Below are 11,398 nucleotides of genomic sequence, written 5' to 3'. Positions count from 1 at the left end.
GGGCGTCTGAATATTCAATATTGATATTCTCGAAGGCAAAAAATACGTCCCGTATTTTTCAAATACTCGCCGATTCCGCAGTCCATCGCATGCTGCTGGACCGCTCAGTCGGTCTGTGGGAGGAGCCACGCGCCGATGAGAAAGCCGACGACCGCACAGACCGCGAGAACGGCAAGCGGCACGAGCGCGCTCCCGTCACCCGTCGTCGCCGCACGCACGCCCCGTGAGAAGTACGTCAGCGGCGAGAGCCACGTCGGGAACCACCCTGGAAGGAGTTCCGGCGGCACAAACGTCTCTGAGAGGAACAGCAAAGGGAGCGCGATGGCGTTGCTCGCCGAGATGACGCCGTCCTGTGAATCGGCCAGACTCCCGAGCATCGCGCCGACCCCGCAGAACAGGCCGACACCGAGGACGACGAACGGAATCAGCAGTGGCGACGGCCGAATCTGTGCGCCGGTGAGGACGACCATCAGCGCTAGCAGGAGTATCCCTGCTAGACCGATTATGGCGACGTTCACGAGTGTCTGGGCGAGCAGCCACTCCGGCCGGGTCAGCGGCGTCGTCGCCAGTTTCTCGAAGCGGTTGCCCTCGCGGTGGCGCGCCACCTCGCTGCCGACGCGAGAGAGCGGCGTGAACAACACGACGACGGCGAGGTAGCCGGGCACGTAGTACGCCGGCGACTCGGTGAAGAGACCGCCCCCGCCTGGCCGCGTCTGAACCAGGACACCGAAGATGACGACGATGATGAGCGGGAAGAAAAAGGTGAAGAACACTGCCGTCCGCCGGCGGAGGAACGCCCGCGCTGCGGCCTGCGATTCCGACCGAAGTCGACCGAGATGGCTCACTGGACACCACCCGCCGTCGCCTCCTCTCGTCGCGGGTCGCCACCGCGACCCACGCCGGTCCCTGTCAGTTCGAGGTAGACATCTTCTAAGTCCGGTTCCTTCCACGTCAGACTGTCGTACCTGACGCCGGCTGCGTCGAGTTCGGCGACGACCTGCCCGATGGATTCCGGTCGGACGCCATACACCACGAGTCGGCCGTTCCGCAGAGCGGTTCGAGCCGGGTAGTCGATACGGTCGAGGGTCGTCTCGTCGAACGTTCCGTCGACGAGCAGTTGGCTGTCGCCGCCGTGGTCGGCCACCAGCCGTGCCGGACTGTCCAGCGCGGCCAGTCGTCCGTCGGCGAGCAACCCGACGCGGTCGGCGAGTTGCTGGGCCTCTTCCATGTAGTGTGTCGTGACGACGATGGTGACGCCGCGGTCGGCAAGTCCGGATAGCAGGTTCCAGAGTGCCTGTCGACCGGCCGGGTCGATCCCCGTCGTCGGTTCGTCCAGTACAAGCAGGTCCGGGTCGTTGATGAGCGCCGTCGCCACGCAGGTTCGGCGTTGCTGTCCACCGGAGAGGTTCTCGTAGTACGTCTCGGCGCTGTCGGTCAGTCCGACGTCGTCCAACACGGCGTCGACGTCCCGCGTCTCGTCGTAGAGACCGGCGTAGTACGCGACGAGTTCGCGCGCACTCAAGCGCTCGTGCGGGTCGAACGACTGCGGAAGGAGACCGATACGCGACCGATCGACGTTCCTCGGCGGCCCGCCGAACAGTTCGACGTGGCCCTCGGCGTCGGTGGTCCCGGTCAGCGCCCGAACCAGCGTCGTCTTCCCCGCCCCGTTCGGCCCAACCAGCGCCAACACCTCGCCCACCGACGCCGAGAGCGACACGCCGTCGAGTGCGACAGTGTCGCCGTAGCGCCGACGGATGTCCTTGGCGACCAGTACCTCGTCCATATTTCACCGTCGGTCATCCCTGCCGAAAGCCGTTCCGCTCTGTCGATGGCTATAACTGGCTCCTGACCTCGCGGACGATGTCGTCTACGTCGAACTCGTCTTCGTCCTTGTCGTACACCGTCCGGCCGTCGACGCGGACGTTGAACACACCGTGGTCACCCATCACCAGACTCATCCGGTCGAGGTTCTGCTCTACGCCGTTGAGTATCGCCCGCTCCACGTCAAGGGCACGCTCTCGGAAGCCACACGGTACGCAGTATTCGATTTCGACTTCGACCATGCGTGGACGTAGGTGCTCGGTCGTCACAAAGGCTCGCCTCGACAGACCGTCATCGATACAGCGAGAAGGATATCAATCCCATCCCGGCGAGGACGAACCCTGTTCGGAACAGTCCGGTGTGGAGCAGGCTCGGCAGGTACGTGTTCAACAGCGAGCAGTCCATCACGCCACCGAGGCTGATACAGACGAACCCGGCCGAGATGTACAGCATCGTCACGTTCTGATGCCGGCGATACCCCCGGAAGGACTGGGCGGCGATGAGGAAGCCGAGCGCGATGACGAGCAGGTTGGCCGCGACGAGCAACGTGCTCATTCGTCTCCCCTCCGGATGTCTTCCCAGGCGCGCGTAAACCGGTCGACCGCGTCAGATTGTTGAGTTATTGTCACGTCTAGCTCACCGTCTCGAACGTCGATGTCGATGTGTTCGACCGCCGCTTCGTAGGACGTGTAGTGGTTCCCCGAAGGGTCGAGTTCGTTGTTCTCGACCACGAGTCCCGCCTCGACGAGGTCGTCGACGCGGCGGTACACCGTCGGGAGCGAGAAACTGCACGCTTCTGCCAGTTCCTTCGCCGACATCGCCTCCCGACTCGCCGCCACGAATATCTCACGGGCGTACTCGTCGTGGAGTAACCCGAGCGCGGCGATGCCGTCGGGGTCCTCGCTCACGGACGGGCAATCGGCGGGGTTATTGAAGTATCTCGCGGATATCCGCCCCCGTCGTGTGGCGGGATAGCACGATTTTTCCGGGCCAGAAAACGGCGACCGCCCACTATACGGATGGTGGGCGAAAGCCGCCACATGACTCGAAAGACACGTCGGGCACTGTTACAGGGCGGCGTAGCCGCGACTATCGCCGGCCTCGCCGGGTGCAGTACCAGCGACTCGCAATCGACGGCGACGCCGCAGTCGGGCGCGTCCGCGTCGACCGACGCGGGAACGGCGGGACAGTCGACGCCGACTGGGGAGGCGACGGACCAGCCGACACAGACTCAAGAATCGACGCCTATCTCCTCGGACCCCGTCTCGCCATCGCTGCACACGGCATCCGGGACCACCGGCTTCGACGTCGACCTCGCCGGCAACCCAATAGTCGGGTCGCCCGACGCGGCCCTCGACCTCTACTACTGGAGCGACTACCTCTGCCCGTTCTGCAAGAAGTTCGAGGAGCGGACGTTCCCGAAACTCGTTCGCACCCACGTCGCCGACGAGCGAGTCCGCGTCGTGCTGTTACAGTTCCCGAACATCGGCGAGAACTCCATGACCGCGTCGGTCATGAGCCGATGCGTCTGGCGACAGGTTCGCGAGGACTCGCCGGACGCCTTCTGGAACTGGCACTCGACAGTGTTCGAGGAACAGGGGTTCACGCAGGGCGACTGGTCGAACCGGTCGAACTTGCTCGACCTGACGGAGTCCGTCGAGGGCGTCGACGCGTCTGCGGTCGACTCCTGTCTGTCCGAGAACCGCGAGACGCTCGTCTCGGACATCGAGGCGGAACGCCAGCGCGGAAAACAGGCGGGACTCGACGGGACCCCCTCGTTCGTCCTCTACGACCCCGACTCCAACACCGCCGCCGACTTGCAGGGCGCACAGCCGTACTCGCGGTTCGACAGCAAGATCCGGTCGCTGACGGAGTGACGATGGCCGAGCGCGCTACCGATGGCTGGCGACACCGTCTCGACCAATTCGGCAGACGACTGGGCGCGGCGCTGACGTATCCCCTCACGTCGTGGACTCGGGTACTCGCAGCCGCCGCCCTCGCCGTCGTCACCTTCGTCCTCCTCATCCTGAGTACGTTCCCGACGTACACGATGCAGATGCTCGGGGCCGGCGTTCAGCGGTATCTGGTCCGAGCCTTCGTTGACCTGCTGGATACGACGTATCGGTCCATCGGCGTCTTCGGCGTCAGTCTCATCGTCAGTTACGCCGTCCTCACCGGCGTCGCCGTCGTCAACGTCGCCGTACAGTTGCGCGTGGCCGGCCTGTCCAGCCTCTCGGACCTGACCGGTGTCCTCCCCGGTCTCGTCGCGTCCGGTTGTGCGAGTTGCGGGGCGGGCGTCCTCGGCTTTCTCGGATTTACGGGCGCGCTCGCGGTGCTCCCATTTCACGGCGACCTCCTCCGGGTCGGTGGTCTCCTGCTCTTGTTGTTCTTCCTCGGGCGGGCCGGCGACCCGCGAAAGTGTCGCCTGACCTAAGCCGAGCGGAGTCGACTCGGTCCGTTTCAAAGCCTATCGCCTGATCGGCCGCCAGTACAGCAACGCGAGCGAGATCAGATACACGACCGTCGCCGCGCCATACGATTGCGGGACCAACTGGCCGACGGCGGCGGCGGTCCCACCCAGCACGCTCGATATCGTCGGTACCAGAATCCCCAGTACGCAGGAGACACAGGAGAAGAGGCCCGTGAGACTCCCGAGTGAGAGTCCCGACGTATCCAGCACCATCACGTAGACGAGATACGATAATGCGCCGTATCCCACCAGTTTGTACGGGATGAGCGTCACCGACACGACGTTCCCGAAGTACGCCAGCATCGGGTTCCACCCCGGCGGGAGCTTCAGGAGGTTGAACTGGACGTACGAGACGATATCGGGCGACCCGGGCCGGACGATCCCACCGATGACTGCCAAGACGAGGAAGTAGGCGACGCCGACGGCCAGCGCACGGCGGCGCTGTTTCGTCGACGTGGGTGGCGGTGTCGTCTTCAATACGACTAGCAGGCCGGCGTTGATCCAGACCAGCGGGTAGACGTACTGGGCGACCCCGCGCCACGAGGTGGCGCTTGTCCCACCAAAGAGGACGTGCATCGCCACCAGCAGTAGCTCAGTGTTGAGAAGCAACGCACCGTACAGCAGCGTCTCGTGGTCGAACGACGGGTCGAAGCGACGAGTGATGGTACTCATAGGACGAGCGCGTCGGCGACGATGGCTAACAGGAGGAGACCGAGGTACGCGTTCGAGGCGTGGAATGCCCGGAAGGCGGCTTCCTCGGTCTGCTCGCGGTGGAGACGGACGACGGCCCAGAGAAACACGCCGCCGACCGTCGCCGACGTGAGCGCGTATAGCCACCCGAGCGACGTGAGCGCCGCCAGTATCCCCGAGGCGACCAGCGTCGCGCCGAGGTAGTAGACGATGTGCTTGCGCGTCTCCGTCTCGCCGCGGACCACGGGCATCATCGGGAAGCCGCCGGCCTCGTAGTCGTCCTTGTACGCAAGCGCGAGGTTGTAGAAGTGCGCGGGCGTCCAGAGGAAGATGACGCCGGCGAGCGCCAGCCCCGCCAACCCGATGGTCCCGTCGATCGCCGCCCACCCGATGAGTGCCGGGAGTGCCCCTGCCGCGCCGCCGATGACGGTGTTCTGGACGGTGTTTGGTTTGAGAACGAGCGTATAGATGACGCTGTAAAAGAGGATGGCCGTCAGCCCCAGCGCCGCCGCGAGGACGTTCACCTGCCAGAACAGCGCCATCGCGGCCGCTGCCAGCGCGACGCCGAAGGTCATCGCGTTGCGCACCGGAATTTGATGCGTGGCGATGGGGCGGTCGGAGGTCCGGTCCATCCGTTTGTCGATGTCGCGTTCGAGGACGTGGTTGAAGGTGCCCGACGCACCGATAGCGAGGACGCCGCCGCCGAGGGTCAGCAGCACCGTCCGAACGGTGAGCGACTGGCCAGCCTTCAGCGCCATTCCCGCGGCGGCGACCAGACACAAGAGCCACATCAGCCGCGGTTTCATCAGTCGGAAATAGGCGTACGCGGTGCCGAGAATCCGCTCTCGCGTCGAGAGCGGGGCTCTCGGGACCGAGTCGTCCTCGCTCTCCTCGGGCATCGGGGCCGGTGAGAGGTCGTCGACGGGTTCCTCGTCGTCGCTGCCGGTCTCGGCTTCGAGGTGCCACGCGAGCGCGAGGACGAACGCGCCGAAGATGGCCATGCCGACGGCCAGGTGCATTCCGGGGAGCTGTCCGGCCGCGCCGGAGGTGGCGACGAACGCGCCCAGTGCCACCTGTATCGGGTACAGCGTTAGTCCGACTAACAGCGCGGCTCTGACGCGACGGCGCGTTACCGCGCGAAGTCCGAGGACGACGGTGACGAGCGCGAGGACGCCGACGATCGCGGCGGTCAGGCGGTGGCCGCTGGCTATCAACAGGGACGGGTTCGAGAGCGTCACCGGTCCCTGACAGAGCGGCCACGAGGTACAGGCGGTCACCGCGTCGGTGATGGCGGCCGTCGCGCCGGCGATGACGAGGAGGTAGACGCCGACGGCGGTGGCGGCCAACGACCCGGTGAACGTACGGCTCTCTGCCATTACTGTATCCTTCGACGGCGCACACTTAGACTCCTCGCTTTTCCCGTCGAGAAGCCACGTTCAGACGACGGGCGTGAGAGAGAACGAAGTCCCGTAGGCCCGACGACTCAGTTACCGCCGATTTCGGCCCCGGTCACCCAGTCGGAGACGAGCTGTTGGATGGTCGCGTCGTCAATGGTCTCGCCGTTGGTCCCGGGCACCTCGGTATCGGTCTGCCACCAGTTGACGGCCTGCTGAATCTCGCCGTCCTCGACCTGAGAGTCGTCGCCGTCACCGTAACTCGCGACGGCCTCGCGCACCGTCATCGTCTGCGTCGACTCCACGGTAACGGTGACGGCGTCGGTGTCGGAGACGTACTCTGAAGTCGAGGGGTAGATGCCGGACCCCTCGTTCTCGACGGTGTACTCGCCAGCCGAGGCCGTCGAGGGAACGGTGAGCGTGTACGTGATGGTGTAGTCCCCGGCGGTGAGCCACAGCCACTCGTTCGTCGAGGACTTGTACGTGCCGCCGCCGTTGTCGGTCGCCTCGAACGTCCAGCCGTCAGGGGTGGTGGCGTCGATAAGTGGTCCGTGGACGCCGTCGCCGTCGATAGTCGCTTCGACGATGATCGTATCGCCGGGCTCGACCGTGGTGTCCGAGACAGTCGTGGTCACGCCGACGGCGTCGGCGGGAGCGGCGACGGCGGCCGTCGGTGCGAGGACGGCGAGCACGAGCAGGCAAACGACGGCGGCGACGCCGCGAGAGTGCCGAAGCATGGTTACTGGGGACGAGTCGCTCGAAGCGACTGTGAGGCGGTGCGGTCAGGCGCGCGAGACGCTGGATGCATCAGTACGCTGGCTTCGGCAGTTCCGAGTATTGTTATGGAGCGTGTTGCCCGAATAATACGCCGCCTTCGTTCGATATCGCGCCTGTCAGGCGCTCTATAAACTATCGTCCAGATGGCAAGCGGCGGCATAACAATGCGGTGGGTAGCAGTATCGACAGCTATTCTGACATGACGCGTTACGAACCGGGTTCACGTCACGGGCTACTCAAGCGGGGGGCCGCGGCGCTCACCGCACTGGGAACGACCTACGGTATCGGGCAGGCACGAGCGGCGACCGAACATCCGCTGCTTACGACGGCCTTCGACAGCAGGGAGCGCTACGCCGACAGCGGTGAACTGTTAGACGACTTCGAGGACCTGAGTCTGTGGACGGCACAGTCGGGGCACCTCAACGCCATGACTGACCAGCCTTATCGCGGCGATCAGTCCGCCGAACTGCTCTTGGGCCCGGACGAGGGAACCGATCTCGAAATCGTTCGGGAGTTCGACGACCCGATCGACCTCTCGAACAAGGACCTCTCCATCGCGCTCCGACTGGAGAGTCCATCGACCGAACAGCTCGACGTCAACGTCTACAACGGCAGTGACTCAGTCACGATGCGCCGCCGGACGATCACGAAATCGTACGGGTGGTTCCGCATCGACCTCGGCGTCACCAGCGAGTACGGTGATCCGGACCTCAGCAGCGTCGACGCCATCTCTCTGGATTTCTACCGCGACTTCGACACCGACCTCCGGGTGTGGGTCGACGACCTGCGGACGACCGAACGGGCTGATACGGGGCGAGTCATGGTCACGTTCGACGACGGCGGCATCACCCAGTACACGAACGCGCTGCCGATCATGGAAGACCGCGGCATTCCCGGGCTCACGATGATAAACTCGGGGCGGGCCAGCAGCAGCGACTACCTCGGCGAAGACGAGATGCGCGAGATGCGTGACGCCGGCTGGGAGATTGGCAGTCACACGGTCGACCACAGATACCTCCCCGACCTCCCCGACGCGGATGCCCGCGCGCAAATCGAGGAGAACAAGCGGTGGCTCCTCGAACGCGGGTTCGAGCGCGGCGCGTCCATGTTCTCCTACCCCTGGAGCGGCAACTCTCCGCGAATACGGGATATCGTCAGCGATTATCACTACTTCGCAGTCACAGACGCTAGCATGCCTCATGGGCGGCAACTCACTGGCCCGCTAACCGTCGGTCGTGTGTTCGGCGAGGAACTGGACCGCGTCTACGACGTGCTCGACCTGGCCGAGAAGTACAACCAGACTGCGGTGTTAGCCTACCATCAGGTCGGCGCAAGCGGCTGGATTTCCGAGGCCGACTTCCGGGCGACGATGGACCGAATCGCCAGTGGCAGCATCGAAGCGATTCGACCGTCGAAACAACTGACCGAGCTCCAGTCGCCGCCGGTCGAAGAGATCGTCCCGCTCTCCATCCGCGAGGCGGTGGCGGGCGACGGGAGCTTCGAGGGCAGCGAGGCCCAACGAGCGGTCCACTGGTACCGCGAGAACGAGTACGTCCCCCGCACGAACGGGAAGAAGATCGACGACGCGACGATGAACGAACTGGCCGCGGCGTGGGCGAACGACTAACGGTCGCCGTTGGCCGCGACGCTATCGGCCAGCCGGCCGACCCCCATGCACACGTTCTGGAGTTGCTCTAAGACGTAGAACAGACACAGGGTATAGAGCGGCAACGCCGTCTCGGCCCGGCCCTGGACTTCCGTTGCGGAGTCCCGGAGCTTTCGGGGCGAGACCGTCGGGAGGTAGTTGGCGGGCGTAAACAGCGGATGTCTGTCGAATCGCTCCGGGTAGTACCGCCGACGCTGGCCGATTCCGCGGCCGACTCTGACGTACTTCTTCAGGAGTGCCGGCACCGACCGCGGCGGGTGGTACATCGTCACTGACGAGTCGAATGCCTGCTCGAACCCGGCGTCGTGGACCCGACGACCGAACTCCAGATCGCCGGACGAACGGAATCGCTCGTCGAACCGACCGACGGCTTCGACGACCTCGCGTCGAACTGCGAGACAGCAGGTCGGCGCGAACTGTTCCTCCTCGACGTAGCGTTCGATCGGGAACTCTGAAACGTGGTTGTACGCGACGACTGGGCCGTCTGCGGGCCGTCCCTCGATCTGCACGTCGAAACCGACGTACCGCTCCGTCTGCATGGTTTCGGCCACCGCGTCGATCCACGTGGGTTCGACCCGCATGTCGGCGTCGATGAACGCCAGTATCTCGCCGTTCGCTTGCTCGATACCGGTGTTGCGGGCCGCATAGGAGCCCTGAATCTCGTCCTCGACGAGGAGTTCGACGAGGTCCGGGTGGTCTCGACAGTACGACGCGACGACCGCCGGCGTCCGGTCGGTCGACCCGTTGTCGACCGCCAGCACCTCGTAGGGCGTCGAGGCCGTTTGCTCAGTAAGTGCCTGCAACGTCCGGTCGACGCCCTCGGGATCGTCGTACACCGGGACGATCACCGAGACGGTCGGCGCGGCTCCGTCGGGAACCATCTTGCTGCCTGCGATACCGGCCGATGCCAGTATTACTATGTACTGACTTCCACGCTGCTCCGACTCGGTCCGCTCCGATAGCGACACGCCGCTTTGGCCGTAGGAGTCACATAACTTTGCGAAACCCCGCTCACAGCGCCGCTGTGGGACTCGTATCACGACTCGTCGGCGCAGTTCGACTCGTTCGACTGGTCCCGCGACTCCTCACGCCAGGCGATTCTGTTCTGGAGCGAACCGCGACCGGCGGTGTCTGGCTGTCGCTGCTGACGGTCACCGACCGGGTCCTCCGCCTCGGGATGTTCGTCGTCCTCGCGCGAGTGCTCGCTCCCGCTGATTTCGGTCTCCTGGGTCTGGGACTGCTCGTCCTCGCCGTGCTTCGACGAATTTCTCGACTCGGTCTCGACGAAGCGCTGATACAGCGCGAGGAGGCCGACGTGGACGCCTACCTCGATACGACGTGGGCCCTCACGATCGCCCGCGGCGTCGCCATCGCCGCTGTCACCGTCGCCGCCGCGCCAGCCGTCGCCGGGGTGTTCGCCGAACCGCAGTTGCGGTCGATACTCCCGGTGCTCGCCCTCTCACCGCTCCTCGCGGGCCTTCGCAATCCAGGTGTCGTCTACTTCCGGAAGGAGCTGGCCTTTCACCGCCAGTTCGTCTACACGCTCTCGGGAACTGTCGCACAGGTGGCTGTCGCCGTCGTAATCGCCCTCGTCTATCAGAACGTCTGGGCGCTGGTGGTGGGAGTGGTCGCGGGCACGGCTGTCCGCACCGCGGTCTCACACGGTATCCACGGCTATCGGCCCGGTTTCGCGTTCGACGCTGCGGCGGCGCGGGAACTGCTCGGGTTCGGGAAGTGGATCTTCGGCTCTGGACTGGTGCTGCTGGCCCTCAATCAGGGCGACGACGCGCTCGTCGGCTGGTTGCTCGGAGCGTCTGCGCTCGGGTTCTACCAGATGGCGTTCCGGCTCTCGAACGCGCCCGCGACGGAGGTGAGCCACGTCGTCTCGAAGGCGACGTTCCCGGCGTTCTCGAAAGTTCAGGACGACATAGAGCGACTCCGTGAGGGGTTTTTCAGGACGGTTCGGGTCGTCGTCAGCCTCGCGTTCCCGATGGCCGTCGGCATCGCCGTGGTCGCACCCGTTTTCGTTCGGGCCGTCCTCGGTCCCGATTGGCTTCCCGCGGTCGGCGCGATGCGGTTGCTCGCTTTCTGGGGAGCGCTCCGGGCGCTGGTTGCCGTCGTCGGCCCGCTCTTTCAGGCGACCGGGCGACCCCAGTACAGCACGGTCCTTCAGCTGTCGCGGCTCGCGATTGCCGCAGCCCTCGTCTATCCGGCGGCCCTCCGATGGGGCTTCAGCGGCGTCGCCGGCGTCCTCGTCTTGAGCGCCGTCGTCCAGAACCCGGTCGCGCTCGCCGTCGCGCTTCGCGTCGTCGACGGGCGCGTGCTGCGACTTCTCCGTGCGGTCGGCGTCCCGGCGGGCGCGTCGCTCTCGATGGGGGTCGTCGTCCTCGCGACGGCGGCGGCGCTCCCCCCGATTTCGGCACTCGCGGCGCTGTGCTGTCTCGTCGCGGTGGGTGTCGTCGTCTATCCTGTTTTCCTCGTTCTGGGCACGCGGGCGTTCGAGACGGAACTCGAAGACGACATCGCCGTCGTCCGCGACGCGCTCACCTGACTTTCGGTAGCCGACTACTCGCGGTGGCT

Annotated in this window: 13 protein-coding genes; 4 read left to right on the top strand and 9 right to left on the bottom strand. The window is 65.3% G+C overall.

The genetic code is table 11. The annotated features are described in order from the left end of the window. Positions 1-104: 104 nt before the first annotated feature. The 5 genes from E4S61_RS03485 to E4S61_RS03465 are packed head-to-tail and all read right to left on the bottom strand — an operon-like array spanning position 105 to position 2,729. The gene (locus tag E4S61_RS03485) at positions 105-845 is read right to left on the bottom strand and encodes an ABC transporter permease (protein WP_135302512.1); all 741 of its coding nucleotides are present in this window, start codon (positions 843-845) and stop codon (positions 105-107) included. After that, complete coding sequence (locus E4S61_RS03480) at positions 842-1,783, bottom strand: ABC transporter ATP-binding protein (RefSeq protein ID WP_135302511.1); 942 nt, start codon at positions 1,781-1,783, stop codon at positions 842-844. Before E4S61_RS03480 ends, E4S61_RS03485 begins: the two co-directional genes overlap by 4 nt. A 49-nt stretch (positions 1,784-1,832) precedes the next feature. Further along, positions 1,833-2,063 carry an Rdx family protein gene (locus E4S61_RS03475; RefSeq protein WP_135302510.1) on the bottom strand — a complete coding sequence of 77 codons (231 nt, stop codon included), beginning with the start codon at positions 2,061-2,063 and terminating at the stop codon, positions 1,833-1,835. Positions 2,064-2,112: 49 nt separating this feature from the next. Then, the gene (locus tag E4S61_RS03470; RefSeq protein WP_135302509.1) at positions 2,113-2,376 is read right to left on the bottom strand and encodes a DUF7521 family protein; all 264 of its coding nucleotides are present in this window, start codon (positions 2,374-2,376) and stop codon (positions 2,113-2,115) included. Continuing rightward, complete coding sequence (locus E4S61_RS03465) at positions 2,373-2,729, bottom strand: ArsR/SmtB family transcription factor (protein WP_135302508.1); 357 nt, start codon at positions 2,727-2,729, stop codon at positions 2,373-2,375. Before E4S61_RS03465 ends, E4S61_RS03470 begins: the two co-directional genes overlap by 4 nt. Before the next feature lie 132 nt (positions 2,730-2,861). Here E4S61_RS03465 and E4S61_RS03460 point away from each other — a divergent pair, with 132 nt between their 5' ends. Together E4S61_RS03460 and E4S61_RS03455 are read left to right on the top strand one after the other, a co-directional pair. Continuing rightward, positions 2,862-3,698, top strand: coding sequence for a DsbA family protein (locus E4S61_RS03460; RefSeq protein ID WP_135302507.1), 837 nt, complete (start codon positions 2,862-2,864; stop codon positions 3,696-3,698). 2 nt (positions 3,699-3,700) lie between these two features. Continuing rightward, positions 3,701-4,255: a hypothetical protein gene (locus E4S61_RS03455; protein WP_135302506.1), complete on the top strand. Its 555-nt coding sequence runs from the start codon at positions 3,701-3,703 to the stop codon at positions 4,253-4,255. Positions 4,256-4,288: 33 nt separating this feature from the next. On the opposite strand, the gene E4S61_RS03450 is transcribed toward E4S61_RS03455, so the two are convergent. The 3 genes from E4S61_RS03450 to E4S61_RS03440 form a co-directional block, all read right to left on the bottom strand. Further along, positions 4,289-4,963, bottom strand: coding sequence for a DUF7546 family protein (locus E4S61_RS03450; protein ID WP_135302505.1), 675 nt, complete (start codon positions 4,961-4,963; stop codon positions 4,289-4,291). Further along, a complete protein-coding gene (locus E4S61_RS03445; RefSeq protein WP_135302504.1) occupies positions 4,960-6,357 on the bottom strand; it encodes a heme o synthase in 1,398 nt (465 codons plus the stop codon). The genes E4S61_RS03450 and E4S61_RS03445 overlap by 4 nt, the downstream gene beginning before the upstream one ends. A 107-nt stretch (positions 6,358-6,464) precedes the next feature. Continuing rightward, positions 6,465-7,112 carry a hypothetical protein gene (locus tag E4S61_RS03440; protein ID WP_135302503.1) on the bottom strand — a complete coding sequence of 216 codons (648 nt, stop codon included), beginning with the start codon at positions 7,110-7,112 and terminating at the stop codon, positions 6,465-6,467. Between the two features lie 239 nt (positions 7,113-7,351). Here E4S61_RS03440 and E4S61_RS03435 point away from each other — a divergent pair, with 239 nt between their 5' ends. Continuing rightward, complete coding sequence (locus tag E4S61_RS03435) at positions 7,352-8,779, top strand: polysaccharide deacetylase family protein (protein WP_167768397.1); 1,428 nt, start codon at positions 7,352-7,354, stop codon at positions 8,777-8,779. Here E4S61_RS03435 and E4S61_RS03430 read toward each other — a convergent pair. Next, positions 8,776-9,699, bottom strand: coding sequence for a glycosyltransferase (locus tag E4S61_RS03430; protein ID WP_135302501.1), 924 nt, complete (start codon positions 9,697-9,699; stop codon positions 8,776-8,778). The two genes, E4S61_RS03435 and E4S61_RS03430, sit on opposite strands and share 4 nt — an antisense overlap. A gap of 143 nt (positions 9,700-9,842) precedes the next feature. On the opposite strand from E4S61_RS03430, the gene E4S61_RS03425 reads away from it, so the two are divergent. Beyond that, complete coding sequence (locus E4S61_RS03425; protein WP_167768396.1) at positions 9,843-11,369, top strand: lipopolysaccharide biosynthesis protein; 1,527 nt, start codon at positions 9,843-9,845, stop codon at positions 11,367-11,369. Positions 11,370-11,398: the final 29 nt, after the last annotated feature.

Source organism: Haloarcula amylovorans, from assembly GCF_004681185.1.
GTDB classification, from domain to species: domain Archaea; phylum Halobacteriota; class Halobacteria; order Halobacteriales; family Haloarculaceae; genus Haloarcula; species Haloarcula amylovorans.
Note: the sequence above shows the minus strand (reverse complement) of the source record. Positions and strands in the feature narration are given on the sequence as shown.